Genomic DNA, 17,268 nt, shown 5'->3' on the forward strand with positions numbered 1-17,268 from the left:
GGATATAATAGCAGTTGAATGTTCTACGCATGTAAGGAAGCGAAAGGCAGGGAATCATACAATTCAATGAGTGCGAACACACCATCATACAATGAGAAAATATTAAATACGCTGGAGTTCCACAAGGTGCTGGACCGCTGTGCGAATCATGCGTCTACGCAGCTCGGTGAGGAGCTGCTGCGCGAGCTGATGCCGAGCGGCGACTTCGAAGAGGTGAAGAAGCGGCTGCAAGCAACGGACGAGGCTGTCAATGTGGATAGGCTCAAGGGCGGCGCGCCGTTCGGCGGCATCCGCAACATCCGCAGCGCGCTGCACCGTGCTAGAATCGGCGGAGTGCTGAATGCGGCGGAGCTGCTCGATATTCAGCTGACGAGCCAGGGCGGACGGAGGCTGGCGAAGTATCTTGCCGACGTGCATGACGATTACCCGCTGCCGCTCTTAATGAGCATCACGGAGCAGCTGACCGATCATAAGGCGATGGAGGATCGCATTCGCCTCTGTATCGATGAGAACGCAGCGGTGGTCGATTCAGCAAGTCCAGAGCTTGCCCGCATCCGGCAGGAGCTCCGCAACAGTGAGTCGAAGGCACGCGAGCGTCTGGAGCAGATGGTACGTACGCCGTCGATCCAGAAGATGCTGCAGGATAACCTCGTCACGCTCCGTAACGACCGCTATGTCATCCCAGTCAAGCAGGAGTACCGCGGCCACTTCGGTGGCATGATTCATGACCAGTCCGCGTCCGGCGCTACGCTGTTCATCGAGCCGGAGGCTGTCGTACAGATGAATAATAAGGTGCGCGAGCTCCGATTTAAGGAAGAGGCCGAGGTTGAGAAAATATTGCGCATGCTCACCTCCCTCGTCGCGGACCATGTCGATACGCTGCTCGTGAATCTGGAGGTGCTGGCTGAGCTCGACTTTATTTTCGCCAAGGCGGGGCTCGCCAGAGAGATGAAGGCTACACTGCCTGTACTCAATGACCGCGGCTTCATGAAGCTGAAGAAAGCACGCCACCCGCTCATCGTGCTGGATCAGGTTGTCCCTATCGATATCGAGCTGGGCAATAAGTATTCGTCCATTATCGTGACCGGACCGAATACGGGCGGTAAGACGGTATCGATCAAGACGATCGGCCTCTTATCGCTGATGGCGATGTGCGGCTTGTTCGTGCCTGCGGAGGAAGGCAGTCAGCTGTGCGTCTTCGATGCAATCTACGCCGACATTGGCGACGAGCAGAGCATTGAGCAGAGCTTGAGTACGTTCTCGAGCCATATGACTAATATTATTCGCATTCTAAAAGAAATGACGCCCAAGAGCCTCGTGCTAATCGACGAGCTCGGTGCAGGCACAGACCCTGCAGAGGGCTCAGCGCTTGCCATCTCCATCCTCGACTACATCCATCGGATGGGCTGCCGCATCGTCGCTACGACGCACTATAGCGAGCTGAAGGCGTATGCGTTCGACCGGCCAGGCGTCATCAACGCGAGCATGGAGTTCGACGTCCAGACGCTTCGTCCGACGTACCGGCTGCTCGTAGGCGTACCCGGGCGAAGCAACGCATTCGCCATCGCCGAGCGGCTCGGGCTGCCGAAGCCGATCATCGACAACGCCCGCGGCCAAGTGGGCGAGGAGGATCAGCGCGTCGAATCGATGATTGCGACGCTCGAGGAGAACACGCTGCTCGCCGAGGCGGAACGTACGACCGCTACTCAGCTGCGCAGCGAGGTCGAGAGCTTACGCGAGGAGCTTCGCCGCGAGCGGGCGAGTCTCGAGGAGCAGCGGCACAAGCTGCTCGAGCGGGCTGAGCGCGACGCGCGTGAGGCGGTCGCGAAGGCAAGGCGCGAGGCCGAGGAGGTGCTGCAGGAGCTGAAGCGTCTGCAGCGCGAGGAGGCCGGCGGCGTCAAGGATCATAAGCTGAGCGAGCTGAAGCGGAAGCTGAATGACGCAGTGCCTGATCTCAAGAGTAAGCATGCGGCAAACTTGCCGAAGAAGAAGCCGGACCGCCTCGAGCCGGGCGATGAGGTCGTCGTCACGACCGTCGGGCAACGCGGCTTCGTCGTGGATGTGATCAACGAGCATGAAATATCGGTGCAGCTCGGCATTATGAAGATGAAGGTTCGCAAGCAGGATGTAGAGCTATTCAAGTCTGTGGCGAACCAAGGCGCCCCCAAGCCTCAGCCGAAGGCGACGTCCAGCCTGAAGCGGACGCGCGACGAGAACGCCAAGATGGAGCTCGATCTGCGCGGGGCGAACGTGGAGGAAGCGATTATCGAGATCGACCGATTCCTCGACGAGTCGTACCTCGCTAACTTCGGCTCGGTCTATATCATCCATGGTAAAGGAACGGGTGTGCTGCGAACGGGTGTGCAAGATTATTTGCGCAAGCATAAGCACGTGAAAAGCTTCCGAATCGGCAATTATAATGAAGGCGGCGCTGGCGTCACGGTTGCGGAGCTGAAATAAACGGTCAAACCAGCGGCATGAAGCTACAATATGAGCTGGGCTTGAAACGAAGCAGACATTCGCAACGTATGTACCTTGAATGGATCTCGAGCAATCGAAGAACCGCCAACCCTACAAACCGAGGAGGTTTTTGGAAGATGGGAATTTTCAAGCGTCTGCGTGATTTGACGATGGCTTCGATGAACGATTTGCTGGATAAGGCAGAGGACCCTGTCAAGATGCTTAACCAGTTTTTGCGGGATATGGAAAGCGATATATTGGAGGCAGAATCGGCGGTCGCGAAGCAGATCGCGATCGAGAAGAAGTTCAAGCAGCAATACGAGGAGACGCACGAGGTCGTCCAGAAGCGTGAGGAGCAGGCGCTGAAGGCGCTGGAGGCAGGCAATGATGACCTCGCTCGTCGGGCGCTGCAGGATAAGAAGGAGCAGCAGAAGCGCTACGAGGAGCTGAAGTCGCAGTACGATACGGCGAAGGCGAATGCTGATCGTCTGCGCGCCCAGCTGTCGGAGATGAAAGAGGAGTACGGCAAGCTGAAGAATAAGAAGGAGCTGCTCGTCGCCCGTGCGGAGGCCGCGAAGGCGCAGAAGCAGATCAATCAGGCGATGTCGGGCTTCGGTACGGATAACGCAGCGCGCGGCTTCGACCGGATGAGCGAGAAGGTGCTGCAGCTTGAAGCGGAGGCCGAGGCGACGAGCGAGCTCCGCTCGAAGGGCAAGAGCCTTGACGACGAGCTGAACGCGCTTGGCAAGGACGACGGGATCGAGGATGAGCTGGCGGCGCTAAGAGCAAGACTGGCAGGCAAGCAGCAGCCGTAACGAACGGTTAGTCTGGATCGAAGAAGACTGAAGGGAGCTGCTCCCCTCAGTCTTTTCCGCTGTCGCGGGGCGAAGTTGCAAGGGGAAGGGGCGATAGATGATGATTGAGGACGAGGTGATTCGTGTAATGATGGACAATCCTTATGTAGAGACGCTGGCGTTTTTCTCGGTGGCGGTGCTTGCGCTTGTCGTCTTTCTGGCCATCTTCGAGCTGGTGACCAAGTACAAGGACTGGGAAGAGATTAAGAAGGGCAACCTCGCTGTCGCGATGGCGACCGGGGGCAAAATTTTTGGTATATGCAACCTGTTCCGCTTTGCTATATTGAATAACGACACGGTGCTTCATTCTCTCATCTGGGCCGGGTACGGCTATGTGCTGCTGCTGGCTGCTTACTTCATATTTGAATTTCTTACGCCATACTTCAAAATCGACGACGAAATCCAGAAGGACAATCGGGCGGTCGGCTTTATTGCGATGATTATTTCCATATCTTTGTCTTACGTAATTGGCGCGAGCGTGACGTAATCGGCAGGAAAGGTGCGTAGACACGTTGAATTATTTATGGGGAACGCTGCTTGCGCTGGCTATCGTATTTTTTGGCGCGGGCATATATTACTTCATGAATCACGCATGAGGTGCAGCAGGTTGTAGTATGCATACATATCGGCAAGGAAGTCAAGGAGGAATGCGTTGTGTCTCAACCGCAGGATCACATTTGCCCCTGGTGTCAAACGGAGATCGTATGGGATCCCGAGATCGGGCCGGAGGAGAGCTGCCCGCATTGCTTGAATGATCTCGGTCCGTATCGCAGCGTGCAGCTGACGGTGAAGCAGAACGGTCATGCGATTCAATTCGATGATGACGAGGAATATGACGAGCTGGATGAGCTTGATCTTGAGGACGTCATGGAGCTGGAGGCGATGGATGAATACGAGGAGGGCGTGCAGCGCATACTCGACCATCAGGACACGGCGCCGGAATGCTCCTCCTGTCAAAGCTTCATGCTGTTCGCAGGCGTGCAGAGCATGCCGGCCGGGTTTCTGCCTTACGTGCAGCCAGCCTTGAAGAAGACGCTGGTGCAGCCGTCCTTCGCGACTCAGGTGTACATCTGTCCATCGTGCTTCAAGGTAGAGCAGGTGCTCGAGGAGAAGGATCGGATCGCCATGACGGAGCAGATTAAGAAGCTCGGGAAGGCGTAACGATTAACGGTTTATGATGATCGAAAATGGGGAGCTCGGCGATGCGCCGCGGCTTCCTTTTTTTGCATACAGACATGCATCACGCTCTATTGGGGTACGTTAACTAGTACATTCTACTTAATAAGGTGATCGCATGTATACCGGATCGAGGCACTTTCCGCAGCAAGGCACACGCAGTCGGCATCAGGACAAGCATGTGTGGCAAGAGGTACGCAAGGGACCGGCTGAAGGTCAGTCTCAAGGCTCGCAGCCTGAGCCGAAGAAGGAGCCGCTGGACGCTCAATCGAAGCTGCTGTTGGCGGTTAACGGTCTGTTCGGTGTTGGCAACGCACTATCGGGCACCTTCGTGAATGTGTACCTGTGGAAGTCGCGGGGAGACTTCACGTTGATCGGCTGGTTCACACTGGTTCATTACTTCACGATGGCGCTGACATTCTGGCTGGCGGGCAAGTGGGTGAAGGAGCATAACAAGATGAACTGCCTGCGCGCAGGCGTGACGATCTCTGCTGTGTTCTACTTGCTCGTGCTCTTGTTCGGTGAGCGGGCCGCCGATAACTTCGTGCTGCTGGGAGCCGTTCAAGGGATGTCGGCCGGCTTCTTCTGGCTCGCCTTCAACGTCGTCTACTTCGAGGTGACCGAGCCTGGCAACCGGGACCGATTCAACGGCTGGGCTGGACTGCTCGGTTCAGGCGCGGGCATGCTCGCACCGTGGATATCCGGCTTCCTCATTACGCGCATGGAGTCGGCGACGGGCTATCGGCTCATCTTCACGATCTCGCTCGTCGTCTTCCTTATTGGCGCGGCGGTCAGCTTCTTCCTGAAGAAGCGGGAGACGACCGGCACGTACGAGTGGGGACTTAGCTGGCGCTGTCTGCGCAATAAGGAGACGGCTTGGCGCAAGGTCGTGCTGGCGCTTATGGCACAGGGCGTGCGGGAAGGCGTATTCGGCTTCATGATCGCACTGCTCGTCTATGTGCATACGGGCAATGAGATGAAGCTAGGTAATTATTCGCTCATCTCGTCTGCAGTCGCGCTCGTCTTCTTCATGCTCGCTGGCCGGTACTTGAAGCCTCATCGCCGCGGGCGGGCGATGCTGATCGGCGCGAGCGCCATGGTGCTGCTCATCCTGCCGTTCTTCTGGCAGGTGAGCTTCACGACATTGCTCCTGTTCGGCATCGGGGTGGCCATGTTCTTCCCGTTGTACAGTATTCCGATGACGACACTCGTATTTGATCTGATCGGCAAGGATGAGGAGAGCGCGAAGCGGCGCGAGGAGTATATTGTGCTGCGCGAGCTGTCGCTTAATGCGGGACGACTGCTCGGCACAGGCGCCTTCATCCTCGTCGTCTCGACGACCTCATCTCCGCTTGCGATGAATTGGCTGCTGCTGGCGATTGGCAGCTCGCCGCTGTTCGCTTATTATTTCATGCGCAAGGCGGTCGTGACCGCGTAACGAGCGCGCATCAAGCTAGAAGGACCCGGTACACTATGCACGTCACATTGTAGATTGGCGCATAGGGGATGCCGGGTCTTTCTGTGCACAACATTGAATATTTATTCATATATGTGTATAATAATAAGTATATCTTGCTGAAGCGGGAGCGTGGAATCGTATCATGAAAATCGCATTGCACAATGAGCTTCCGGGGGAAGCGCAATACAAGCAATGGCTCGAAGCGATGAAGGTTGAAGCAGCCGCAGAGCTGGCCTTCGACTATGAGACGCTGAGCCGCTGCGAGCGCGTCGTCGCGGCTTATGATGACGAGCGTCTCGTCGGGATCGGACGCAGCTCGGAGCATACAGGCGCTGAGCGGAGCGCAGCGTGCAAGGTGCTGCCTGCGTACGAGCGCCGCGAGATCGAGCGGTACATGCAGAAGCTGTTGAAGTAAGTAGAGACTGGTGATATAGAACGGTATCGATGCAGCGTTCCAGAGGACTGGAGGGCTGCTTTATTTTTTTCCAGAACATTAACGTACGGTTCCCAGAAAATGTTACAGAAGCACACTCTGTCATCGTTCAATTGTCCTTTGCCATCTGACGTGTATCGGTGTAATATGAAGGAATAGGCTTATGACCGCCCTATGCCGCTTATTGAAGAAGGAGGCTATTGTCCATGGAATTGGAACCGTTCAAGTTGAAAATTATTGAGCTGCTGAAGGAGGACGCCCGTCGTTCGCCCGAGCTGCTCGCCACGCTGCTCGGAACGAGCGAAGCCGAGGTATCTACCGCCATTCGGGAGCTTGAGGAAGCGAACGTGATCGTGAAGTACGCGACGGTTGTGAATTGGGCCAAAGTGGACAGCGAGAAAGTAACCGCCTTGATCGAGGTGCAAATTACGCCGGAGCGCGGCAGAGGCTTTGACGCGATCGCCGAGCGTATTTATTTATATCCCGAAGTGAAATCCGTCTATCTGATGTCCGGTGCGTATGACCTGCTGGTCGAGATCGAGGGGAAGACGCTCAAGGAGGTCGCCTCGTTCGTGTCGAATAAGCTGTCGCCGATCGACCGGGTGCTGTCGACGAAGACGCATTTCATATTGAAGAAGTACAAACAGGACGGCATCACATTCGAGGATCGCGAGGATGACCGCCGTCTCCTAATCTCTCCGTAAAGGACGCTGGGAACGATGAACAATCCGACAGAGCAACACGTTGAACAGGCTTCATCGGCATCGATGAGCCGCTATATCGCTCCGCTCGTGCGGGATATTCCGCCGTCCGGAATTCGTAAGTTTTTTGACCTTGCGGTGGGCAGCAAGGACATTATATCGCTGGGCGTTGGCGAGCCGGACTTCAGCACACCGTGGCACGTCCGCGAGGCCTGTGTGTACGCGCTCGAGCGCGGCAACACGAAGTATACGCCGAACTCCGGCTTGCCAGAGCTGCGCGAGGCGATTGCTGAATATTTGCACCGCTCGTTCCATACGAAGTATGAGCCGTCGAATGAAGTGCTCGTCACCGTCGGCGGCAGCGAGGCGATTGATCTCGCGCTGCGCGCGCTCGTCACACCTGGCGATGAGATCTTGATCCCTGAGCCGTGCTACATCTCGTATAATCCGATCACACGCATCGGCGGAGGTGTTCCGGTCGGCATCGAGACGTTCGCCAAGGACCAGTTCAAGCTGAAGCCGGAATCGCTGAAGGCGGCCATTACGCCGCGCTCCAAGGTGCTCATCCTGTGCTATCCGAGCAATCCGACTGGCGGCATCATGACGTATGAGGACTGGCTGCCGATCGCCCGTATCGTCGAGGAGCACGATCTGCTCGTCATCTCCGACGAGATCTACGCGGAGCTCACATACGGCTCGAAGCACGTCAGCTTCGCTTCGATTCCCGGCATGAAGGACCGGACGATTCTCGTCAGCGGCTTCTCCAAGGCGTTCGCGATGACCGGCTGGCGGATGGGCTATGCGTGCGGTCATCGTGACTTGATCGGCGCGATGCTGAAGATTCACCAGTACACCGTCATGTGCGCGCCATCGATGGGTCAGGTCGCTGCGAACGAGGCGCTGCGGAACGGGCTCGAGGAGAAGGACCGGATGGTGGAGTCGTACAACCAGCGCCGCCGTCTTGTGGTGAAGGGCTTCAGTGAGATCGGACTGCCATGCCATGAGCCGCAAGGAGCGTTCTATGCGTTCCCTTCGATTCAGTCAACAGGCTATACGTCCCAGGAGTTTGCCGAGCGTCTGCTCTTCGAGGGTAAGGTCGCTGCGGTGCCTGGATCGGCCTTCGGACTCGGTGGAGAAGGCTTTCTGCGCTGTTCGTATGCCTATTCCGTGAGCCAATTGATCGAAGCGATCGATCGGATAGGAAAATTTATGAAAAAACTGTAAAATCGACAAAACTAGTCATGTTCAACGGCTTCCAAAACTGGTATGTTAGATATGTGATAGTTTCATATATTAATATTTGATGAAGCTTGTTATATACTCAACAAAACAGTTTATAGGAGGGATGGGAACATGGCATTTCCGGAATATCGGCTTTCGCAGTACATTCAGGTCGGGTGGATCAACGAAAACGATAATGGCTCCAAGTGGGTTTTTGGAAAGCGCAAATGCATCCCGTCCGTCTCCTTGCTTGAGGATGAAATCTACCGGCTGCGCAAGGAGATGGAACGGCTGGTCATGAAGGGCAACAGCTTGACCTCCGCCCGAGTGGTGGAGATCAGTATGGAGCTAGACATCAAGATTAACGAATATATGCACGCCGAACGAAGCCGCCGCTAGCACCATGTCATTCAGATAAGGCTTCGGGCCATCATTACGAAAAAGAGCAGGTTATCGCGAGATAGCTAGCTCTTTTTTTTCGTGCGGAAAAGTGAAAAGGACTTGAGCGAGCAGTTGGAAATGCGTGGAGAAGCCCCTTGCCAAACGAGGAGGTTATGCCAATGAATGAGTATGCGAATTCGATAAATTCGCACACCGCTCTTAGGCGATATCAAAGCTGTGATCACGCACGTATAGAATCAGCGGATTGTACGATTTGAATCTACGATTAAGCAATTACCGTGACACCTAGAGAATTATTGCTCGATAAACGGTATATGTCGGCTTTTTACAATACTCCAACTGAAGGATAGGTTAGAATGGCTTTATCATAGAGGTTGCTGAGGAGAGGTTAGGAAGCGATGCTGATTGATCAGTATTTAAGGCCAAGACACTTTGAGGAGATCCATACCATAACGATTGACAGCACGCCTGCCGAAGTGTATCAGGCAATTAAAAAATTAGATTTCAGCCACTCTAAAATCATTCGATTCCTATTCTGGCTAAGAGGAATGCCTAAGGAAGCATTGAAGCTGGAAGGCTTTTTAGATATTGGCTTCATCAAGCTTTCGGAGAAAGTCGGAGAAGAAATTGTATTGGGTGAGGTAGGTAGGCCTTGGAAGGCGAACGGTGACTTGCGAGAGCTCGATGCGAATCAGTTTTGCTCATTTAATGAAAGTGGTTTTGTCAAAATCGTCTGGAATTTTCATGTTGCTCAGTTAAATGAAGGTACGCGTGTAACGACCATTACACGGGTCTATTGTACGGATCGGGTATCGAAAAGGATTTTTTCGTTTTATTGGTTCTTTATCGCCCCTTTTAGTAAATGGATTCGACGTATTTTACTACGACTAATCAAAAAGGATGTAGAAACTACTACCGGTTCTACTCAGGGGAAAGGTGTGGAGAAGCCTTAGGCGATTAGCTTCATGACATTGGCCGCTAGCGGCTTCTTTTTTGCGTCTCGCGCTTGCGATATGCTATCATATGAAGATTGATAATCTATAGGTTTGCATTCAGTTCGGGAGGGATTCGGACTTGAGGACAGGTAAGTTACTGATTGCAGTTATGCTGCTGGTGCTTCTGGCGGCCTGCGGCGGAGGCCAGCAGGCTGAGGTGCCGATCTTCATGATGACGAAGTCGGGTACGGCCAGTGAGACGGTGAAGAAGCTGGAGACGGCGCTCGTTGAGAAGCTGGGTGAATCACCGACCGTTTCGCTCGGTTCTACACCGGTGTTCTCGCTCGAGAAGCTCATGGTGGAGGTAGCCGCAGGGGGGAACGGTATTCTGATCGTACCGGGCGAGCAGTTCCATTCGTTCGCGAAGCAGGGCGGCTTCGTGTCGCTCGATGATATAGCGAATCCGGAGGACTTCCCGGACGGCTATATCGAGCAGCCGGTGGATGGCCAGCCGGGTAAGATGGAGAAGCATCTGTACGGCATCCATCTGGAGAAGACGAAGTGGTTCCTGGATCTGGGCTACAATGGCAAAGATCTGTACGCCTTCATCCCGCAAAACTCGAATGATATCGAGAAAGCGAAGCAAGTGATGAAGGTCATTGCACAGAAGTAGATTCACTACATATGCGGTTCGGGTCCTGCCCATGAAGGAAGCAGCGTTACAGCGCTGCTCCTCGCGGGCGGGTTAAAAGGGAAGCCGGTGCGATACCGGCGCGGTCCCGCCACTGTAACCGGGCGACAAGCTCCCCATGCAGGCCACTGGCCGGACAAGCTCCGGCTGGGAAGGCGGGGAGCGCCGTAAGGAGCCCGGAAGCCAGGAGACCTGCCCGAACGGCGACAGCACGTATCTTCCGAGGAGAAGAGACGGCACGCGTCGATCATCGACGTTATCGCGTAAGGCTCTACAGCGTTGCAGGCTTGGCTTAACGATACGTTTAAGCGGAGCAGGCTCGCTTTGGGCTGACCGTACGTGCCCTCTGTTCGGAATGAACCTCCGTGCAGAGGGCTTTTTGTACTTATTTTTACATAATCGATTGGGGGAGCAAGGAATGAAGAACATGAATCACTATTGGAACAAAGGGCTCCGCACAGCTCTGGTGCTTACATTGGCCGGTACGCTGGCGGCTTGCGGTAACGCGTCGAATCCGCCGCAGGCAGGCAAGATGGTCGATCCGCCGACTGCTCAAGGCGGTAGCGCTGAAGGGAACAGTCAGGCTGGTCAAGGGAAGCAGACAGCAGGCGAGCGACGCACGGTGTATCCGTATAAGGTGACCGACGCGACGGGCAAGCAGTTCGTCTTCGAGAAGGCGCCGGAGCGCATCGCTTCGACATCGCCGAGCGAGACAGAGCTGCTGTTCGCGCTAGGTCTTGGCAACAAGGTCGTCGGTGTCTCCGACTTCTGCGACTACCCGGCTGAAGCGAAGTCGAAGCCGAAGCTCGGCAGCATTACGAAGCCGAACGAGGAGGCGCTGCTCGGCTCCGGGGCAGAGCTCGTGCTGACGGGAGTGTCGATGAAGGCGCCGACGGTCGAGAAGCTGCGCGAGCTGAAGGTGAACCTGTTCCAGGTGCAGCCGAAGAAGATTGACGATGTGCTGCGTAACATTATTGTGATGGGCGAAATCTTCGACAAGCAGAACGAGGCGCATCAGCTTGTGGAGTCGATGAAGGCGGAGCGGGATAAGGTGGTTCAGGCCGTAGCGAATGTGAAGCCGGAGGAGCGCAAGCGTGTGTTCCTCGAGTTCAGCCCGGGCTGGACGGTCGGCTCCGGTGAGTTCCTGAGCGAGCTCATCGCGACAGCGGGCGGCGAGAACATCTATGCGTCGGAGAATGGCTACGTGAAGCTGAGCGAGGAGAAGGTGATCGCGGCGAACCCACAGGTCATTCTGTATCCGCGCAACCTGATCGATGACAAGTCCGGCAAGTCGATGGACCAGATCATTCGCGAGCGCAGTGGCTGGGAGCAGGTGGATGCGGTGAAGAACGGCAAGCTGGCAGGCATTGATAAAGATACGACGAGCCGTCCGGGGCCGCGTATTACGCAGGGTTTAACGGAAATGGCGAAGGGCATGTACCCTGAGCTGGTGAAATAAGGATGAAGCGTAAGCTTGCGCTATGGGGCGGGGGAGCGCTGCTCACGCTGCTGCTCACCGTCACGGCCGCGCTGTCGATCGGCTCCGTGCCGGTGCCGTTCGTGCAAGTGTGGAGCATTCTGCTCTCCCACCTGCACATACCGGGAATCGGTGTAGCAGGCGGCTTGCTGCCTGCAGGCTGGGAGCCTGCCTATGAGGCGATTGTGTGGAAGGTGCGGCTGCCGAGGGTCGTGCTCGCCGTCCTCGTCGGCGCTGCGCTGGGGCTTGCCGGGGCAGCGTTCCAGGGCGTGCTGCGCAACCCGTTGGCCGATCCGTACACGCTTGGCGTCGCCTCTGGCGCCTCCGTCGGAGCGGCCTTTCTTATCTTATTCGGGCTGCAGTATGTAGTGGGGCAATGGAGTGTGCCGCTTGCGGCGTTCGGGACAGGGGCGATCACGCTGATCACCGTGCTGCTCTTAGCGAGGTCCGAGGGGAAGCTGCGCATCGAGACGGTTATATTAGCCGGAACGGTCGTACAGGCGTTCTTGTCGGCGTTCGTGTCGCTCATGGTGTCGATGTCCGGTCAAGTCATTAATGAGATTATATTCTGGATGATGGGCAGTCTGGCGCTGCGTGGGTGGTCGTATTCGGTTGTGCTGCTGCCTTATCTGGCGGTGGGGGCAGTAGTGCTGCTTGGATACGGTCGGGCGATGAATGTGCTGATGCTAGGCGAAAAGCAAGCGGCTCATGTCGGCGTTCATGTGGAGCGGACGAAGCTGGTCGTGCTCGTCGCTTCCACGCTCATTACGGCGGCAGCTGTATCGGTAGCAGGCGTCATCTCGTTCGTCGGACTGCTCGTGCCGCACCTGCTGCGGCTGCTCGTCGGACCGGATTACCGCCTGCTGCTACCGCTGTCGGTCATCGGCGGGGCGATCTATGTGGTGCTCGCCGATACGCTGGCGCGAACGCTGCTCAGCCCGACGGAAATTCCGCTCGGCATCGTGACGGCGTTCCTCGGCGCTCCGTTCTTCGGATATTTGCTCTATCGTCGCAAGGGAGGTGCAACGGTTGGATAATGTGCAGGTGCAGGACGCTGTGCAACGGGACCTACCCTCCGATGTGCTCGTGCAGGTGCAAGATGTGGTGAAGCGGTATCGATCGCGCGATGTGCTGAGAGATGTTACGGTGCAGACAAGCGCGGGGGAGTGGCTTGGCATACTGGGGCCGAACGGGAGCGGCAAGTCGACGCTGCTGCATGCGATCGCCGGTACGGAGCCGATTCAGGGCGGCTCGGTGCTCGTTGCAGGCAAGCCTGTGCGTACGTATTCGCGCAAGCAGCTTGCCCGGCTCATCGCGGTGCTCGAGCAGGAGGCGCTGCCTGTCGTCGGCTTCACGGTCCGTGAGGTCGTCGAGATGGGACGGTATGCGTACCAGAATTGGCTCGGGGATGAGGAGTCCGGGGCTGCATCAGAGCGTGTCATCGAGCAGGCGCTCGCCTGGGCGAGGCTGGAGCCGCTGGCGGATCGTCAGATGGCCGAACTGAGCGGTGGTGAGCGTCAGCGGGCAGCGCTCGCTAAGGCGCTCGCGCAGCAGCCACGGCTGCTGCTGCTCGACGAGCCAACGACGTATCTGGATATTGGCTACCAGCTGGAGATGCTTAACGCGGTCAGTGACTGGCAGCGAGAAAGTGGCGCAGCGGTCATCTCTGTGCTGCATGATCTGAACCTCGCGGCGCAATATTGCGACCGACTGCTGCTGCTTCACGAGGGCCGCGTTGTGGCGCTCGGAGCACCTGATGAGGTGCTGGAGGCGAGTCTGCTCGAACGTGTGTACGGAACGAGGCCGTCTGTGCTACTGCATCCGGAGCGGTCGGTGCCGCAAATTTTACTCACAAGGAGTCGGAGTGAATGAGTAAGGAGTCATGGATCCATACGGTGTCGGCGATAGAGCCGTTGTGTACGGACGCGGTGAAGCAGGCTTCGGAGCGACTCGACCGGCTGACGAAGCCTCCTGGCAGTCTTGGACGGCTGGAGGAGCTGGCGATGCAGGTGGCTGGTGTAACAGGCGAGCTCGCGCCTGACCTGTCGCGCAAGGCGGTTATCGTGATGGCGGCGGATCACGGTGTATGCGAGGAGGGCGTCAGTGCGTACCCTGCCGAAGTAACGCCGCAGATGGTGATGAACTTCGTTCATGGCGGGGCGGCTGTCAATGTGCTGGCTAGATTAGTCGGAGCCGAAGTCGTGTGCGTCGATGTCGGGGTCAATGCGGAGCTGTCGCATCCGGCTCTCGTGCACGCCAAGGTGCGCATGGGGACGGCGAATATGGCGCTTGGCCCAGCGATGTCACGCGTGGAGGCAGAGACGGCTATCCAGGCGGGCATCGGGCTGGTCAGTCAGCTGGCGGCGCAAGGGTGCCGATTGCTCGCCACAGGCGAGATGGGCATCGGCAATACGACGGCGAGCGCTGCGATCTTATCCGTGCTGGGAGGCGTCGACGTTACTCTCGCAACGGGGCGCGGCACAGGCATCGACGATGCTCGCTTGCTGCATAAGCAAGCGGTCATACAGCGGGCGATTGCATGCAATGCGCCTGACGCTTCGGACCCGATCGACGTGCTGGCGAAGGTGGGCGGTCTGGAGATCGCCGGACTTGTCGGCGTCATCCTCGGTGCGGCACGGCACCGCTGTCCGGTCGTTATCGACGGCTTCATCTCCTCGGCGGCGGCGCTCGTTGCCTCAAGGCTTGCGCCACTTAGCAAGGACTACATGATCGCGTCGCATCTGTCGCAGGAGTATGGGCACGCCCGGCTGCTGGAGCTGATCGGTCTGAAGCCGATGCTGCAGCTCGATATGCGGCTTGGCGAAGGAACAGGCGCCGTGCTGGCGTTCCCGCTCGTCGAGGCGGCTATGCGGCTGCTGAACGAGATGGCGACGTTCGAATCGGCGGGCGTGTCGCAGGGGGATGGAGCATAATGGTGAAAGCATTGGTAACCGGAGGCGCCCGCAGCGGCAAAAGCGGCTTCGCCGAGCGCTACGCAGCTACACTGGGCGCGGAAGGGTTATATATCGCGACGGCGCACGCCTATGACGCAGAGATGGAGGAGCGCATCGTGCAGCATCGGCTCGACCGGGAGCGTCAGCCGTTCCGCTGGACGACGGCGGAGGCGCCTTATGAGCTCGCCAAGACGCTGCGCCAAGCGGATGCGCCTGTCGTGCTGGTCGACTGCCTGACGCTGTGGCTGTCCAATTGGCTGCTTCGGCTCGAGCACGAGCCTAACATGCGCGAGCTTCTCGACCAACAGGTCGAGGAGCTGGCGGATGCGTTCCGCTCGGCCCGGCAGCCGATCGTGCTCGTGACGAACGAGGTCGGCAACGGACTTGTGCCGGAGTATAAGCTGGGCCGCTTGTTCCGCGACGTGTCTGGACGGATGAATCAGCGGCTCGCTGCGGAGGCGGATCAGCTTTTTCTCGTGACGTGCGGGGTGGCGGTGGAACTGAAGAGTCAGGCTTATCGGTTGTAGCTACTATAGAGCTCGGAATGTGGGGGAACGATCTTGCTCGTATTCGATCTGGAACAAACGCTATGGATGATGCTAGCCGCCATCGTGCTCGACTGGCTCATCGGCGACCCGAGCTGGCGCTGGCTGACGCATCCGGTCGTCTGGATCGGGCGGTGGATCGGCTGGCTCGAGAACGTGCTTCGGGGCGGTGAGCCTTCTGGCGGAGGTCACTCGCCTCGCTCCTTGCGATGGCGCGGGGTCGTGCTGATGACAGCGACGATCTCTCTGGCGTTCGGGGTAACGGGAGCGCTCGTCTGGGCGGCCTATACGGTGCATCCGTGGCTCGGGTATGCCGTGAACATCTGGTTCATCTCGACGACGATTGCCGTCAAGGGACTGAAGGATGCGGCGCTCGCCGTATACGTTCCGCTGAAGGAAGGACGTCTTGACGAGGCGCGGACGTATACCGGCTACATCGTCGGCCGAGATACGACGAAGCTTGAGGAGCCGGAGCTGACGAGAGCGACTGTGGAGACTGTAGCGGAGAATATCGTCGACGCCTTCGTCTCGCCGATCTGCTACGCGCTCGTCGGCGGCGCTCCGCTGGCGATGCTGTACCGTGCGACCAATACGCTCGATTCGATGGTCGGCTACCGCAATGAGAAGTATATAGATTTCGGCTGGGCGTCGGCCCGCTGGGACGATTGCCTGAATTTTATCCCAGCTAGGCTAACTGGGCTGCTGCTTATTGGGTGGTCAGCCGTAACGCCGGGTCTGTCGGCCGCACGCGCAGCCTCGGCGGTGCGGCGCTTCGCGCGGCTGCATCCGAGTCCGAACAGCGGCATTCCGGAGTCTGCGGTCGCTGGAGCGCTCGGCATCGAGCTCGGGGGTGTTAACGTGTATCACGGTCGCGTGAGCGAGCGGGCGCGGATGGGCTGGCCGCTGCGCGAGCGGATGCGCGACGATATGCTGCGGGCGGTGCAGCTGCTGTATGGGGTTAGCTACATGATCGCAGGAAGCTTGCTGATCGGAGGATTGCTGCTATGGCGCTTCGGATGATACGGATGGTACGCAGGCAGGCGGCCGCTTGTGCGGCGGCCTTTCAATTTCTCACTCGGTTGCCGGTGCCGGTTCAGCTTCAGTATGACGATGCGATGTTCCGTCGAAGCGTCATCTGGTACCCGCTCGTCGGAGCGGTGCTTGGGGTGATCGTGGCAGCGCTCGGCGCGTTGCTTACGGGCTGGGCCGGACTGTCTGCCGAAGTATCGGCAGCGCTTGTGCTCGGCTGCTGGGTGGCGCTGACCGGTGCGCTCCATCTCGACGGGCTGATGGATACGGCTGACGGCCTGCTCAGCCACCGCTCGCGCGAGCGTATGCTTGAGATTATGAAGGACAGTCGGGTCGGTGCGATGGGTGTCGTCGCGTGCGTGCTGCTGCTGCTGGTGAAATGGACGCTGCTCTCGGAGCTGCTGCATTCGGTGCAGTCTATGAATGATGTGGAGTCGGCTCGACGTCATCCTTGGACAGCTGGTTCGGGCTCGACATGGCTCGCACTGCTCCCGCTCGCTGCGATATGGAGCCGCTGGTGGATGGTGGCGGCCGTTGCAGGCTTCCCCTATGCACGGTCAACGGACGAAGCTGGCGCGGGGCTCGGCGGCTTGTTCCGCACCGTCCGACTGCGGCACGCTGTGGCTTCTTTCCTCGTCGGGGTGTCAGTGTCGGGCATGATGCTGTATGCGGGTATGAGGCTGGGTTGGGTACAGCTTCCAGCTATGCAGGCTGTACTCGTCTTATTGGTGTGTATCGCTGTAACGTGCGGAATCGGCTTCTGGCTCAGTCGCGTGATGACCCGCAAGCTGGGCGGTCTGACGGGTGATACGTATGGAGCGATGAACGAGCTGCTGGAGGCGTCGCTGCTGCTTGTGCTCGTGCTGATGGCGGGTTAATGATGAATGCCGTGCTCATGAGGAGCTCGGCACGTAGTAGGTGTGATAGACAA

18 protein-coding genes and 1 riboswitch are annotated in these 17,268 nt (G+C 57.7%); all 18 genes read left to right on the forward strand.

Going from position 1 to position 17,268, the window contains the following annotated elements; translation table 11 throughout:
• Positions 1-66 precede the first annotated feature (66 nt).
• The 18 genes from PAE68_RS06430 (at position 67) to cobS (ending at position 17,215) form a co-directional block, all read left to right on the forward strand.
• The gene (locus PAE68_RS06430; protein WP_281885219.1) at positions 67-2,460 is read left to right on the forward strand and encodes an endonuclease MutS2; all 2,394 of its coding nucleotides are present in this window, start codon (positions 67-69) and stop codon (positions 2,458-2,460) included.
• A gap of 137 nt (positions 2,461-2,597) precedes the next feature.
• Entirely contained in the window at positions 2,598-3,275 is a 678-nt protein-coding gene (locus PAE68_RS06435; protein ID WP_281885221.1) for a PspA/IM30 family protein, read from the forward strand.
• 97 nt (positions 3,276-3,372) lie between these two features.
• A complete protein-coding gene (locus PAE68_RS06440) occupies positions 3,373-3,801 on the forward strand; it encodes a DUF350 domain-containing protein (RefSeq protein ID WP_397378309.1) in 429 nt (142 codons plus the stop codon).
• A gap of 167 nt (positions 3,802-3,968) precedes the next feature.
• On the forward strand, positions 3,969-4,475 hold the full coding sequence (locus PAE68_RS06445; RefSeq protein WP_281885224.1) for a hypothetical protein: 507 nt from the start codon (positions 3,969-3,971) through the stop codon (positions 4,473-4,475).
• 133 nt (positions 4,476-4,608) lie between these two features.
• Complete coding sequence (locus tag PAE68_RS06450; RefSeq protein WP_281885227.1) at positions 4,609-5,928, forward strand: MFS transporter; 1,320 nt, start codon at positions 4,609-4,611, stop codon at positions 5,926-5,928.
• A 163-nt stretch (positions 5,929-6,091) separates the two neighbouring features.
• A complete protein-coding gene (locus tag PAE68_RS06455) occupies positions 6,092-6,364 on the forward strand; it encodes a hypothetical protein (protein ID WP_281885229.1) in 273 nt (90 codons plus the stop codon).
• A 224-nt stretch (positions 6,365-6,588) separates the two neighbouring features.
• Positions 6,589-7,086, forward strand: coding sequence for an Lrp/AsnC family transcriptional regulator (locus tag PAE68_RS06460; protein ID WP_281885232.1), 498 nt, complete (start codon positions 6,589-6,591; stop codon positions 7,084-7,086).
• Positions 7,087-7,101: 15 nt separating this feature from the next.
• Positions 7,102-8,307, forward strand: a complete 1,206-nt coding sequence (locus tag PAE68_RS06465) for an aminotransferase class I/II-fold pyridoxal phosphate-dependent enzyme (RefSeq protein WP_281885233.1) — start codon at positions 7,102-7,104, stop codon at positions 8,305-8,307.
• Positions 8,308-8,436: 129 nt separating this feature from the next.
• Entirely contained in the window at positions 8,437-8,703 is a 267-nt protein-coding gene (locus PAE68_RS06470; RefSeq protein ID WP_281885234.1) for an aspartyl-phosphate phosphatase Spo0E family protein, read from the forward strand.
• Positions 8,704-9,104: 401 nt separating this feature from the next.
• Entirely contained in the window at positions 9,105-9,659 is a 555-nt protein-coding gene (locus PAE68_RS06475) for a DUF2867 domain-containing protein (protein WP_281885235.1), read from the forward strand.
• A 121-nt stretch (positions 9,660-9,780) separates the two neighbouring features.
• Positions 9,781-10,314 carry a type 2 periplasmic-binding domain-containing protein gene (locus PAE68_RS06480; protein WP_281885236.1) on the forward strand — a complete coding sequence of 178 codons (534 nt, stop codon included), beginning with the start codon at positions 9,781-9,783 and terminating at the stop codon, positions 10,312-10,314.
• Between the two features lie 3 nt (positions 10,315-10,317).
• Positions 10,318-10,546, forward strand: a riboswitch (cobalamin riboswitch).
• 213 nt (positions 10,547-10,759) lie between these two features.
• Positions 10,760-11,791 (forward strand): ABC transporter substrate-binding protein, encoded by a 1,032-nt coding sequence (locus tag PAE68_RS06485; protein ID WP_281890933.1) that lies wholly within the window; start codon positions 10,760-10,762, stop codon positions 11,789-11,791.
• 2 nt (positions 11,792-11,793) lie between these two features.
• The gene (locus PAE68_RS06490) at positions 11,794-12,846 is read left to right on the forward strand and encodes a FecCD family ABC transporter permease (protein WP_281885237.1); all 1,053 of its coding nucleotides are present in this window, start codon (positions 11,794-11,796) and stop codon (positions 12,844-12,846) included.
• Position 12,847: 1 nt separating this feature from the next.
• Positions 12,848-13,681, forward strand: a complete 834-nt coding sequence (locus tag PAE68_RS06495; protein WP_309299354.1) for an ABC transporter ATP-binding protein — start codon at positions 12,848-12,850, stop codon at positions 13,679-13,681.
• Positions 13,678-14,742 (forward strand): nicotinate-nucleotide--dimethylbenzimidazole phosphoribosyltransferase, encoded by a 1,065-nt coding sequence (cobT, locus tag PAE68_RS06500; protein ID WP_281885239.1) that lies wholly within the window; start codon positions 13,678-13,680, stop codon positions 14,740-14,742. The genes PAE68_RS06495 and cobT overlap by 4 nt, the downstream gene beginning before the upstream one ends.
• Positions 14,742-15,290 (forward strand): bifunctional adenosylcobinamide kinase/adenosylcobinamide-phosphate guanylyltransferase, encoded by a 549-nt coding sequence (gene cobU / locus PAE68_RS06505; RefSeq protein ID WP_281885240.1) that lies wholly within the window; start codon positions 14,742-14,744, stop codon positions 15,288-15,290. The genes cobT and cobU overlap by 1 nt, the downstream gene beginning before the upstream one ends.
• A 33-nt stretch (positions 15,291-15,323) precedes the next feature.
• Positions 15,324-16,328 (forward strand): adenosylcobinamide-phosphate synthase CbiB, encoded by a 1,005-nt coding sequence (cbiB, locus tag PAE68_RS06510; protein ID WP_281885241.1) that lies wholly within the window; start codon positions 15,324-15,326, stop codon positions 16,326-16,328.
• Entirely contained in the window at positions 16,313-17,215 is a 903-nt protein-coding gene (gene cobS / locus PAE68_RS06515; protein ID WP_281885242.1) for an adenosylcobinamide-GDP ribazoletransferase, read from the forward strand. The genes cbiB and cobS overlap by 16 nt, the downstream gene beginning before the upstream one ends.
• Positions 17,216-17,268: the final 53 nt, after the last annotated feature.

It is taken from the genome of Paenibacillus sp. YYML68, assembly GCF_027923405.1.
In the GTDB taxonomy this organism is placed as follows: domain Bacteria; phylum Bacillota; class Bacilli; order Paenibacillales; family NBRC-103111; genus Paenibacillus_G.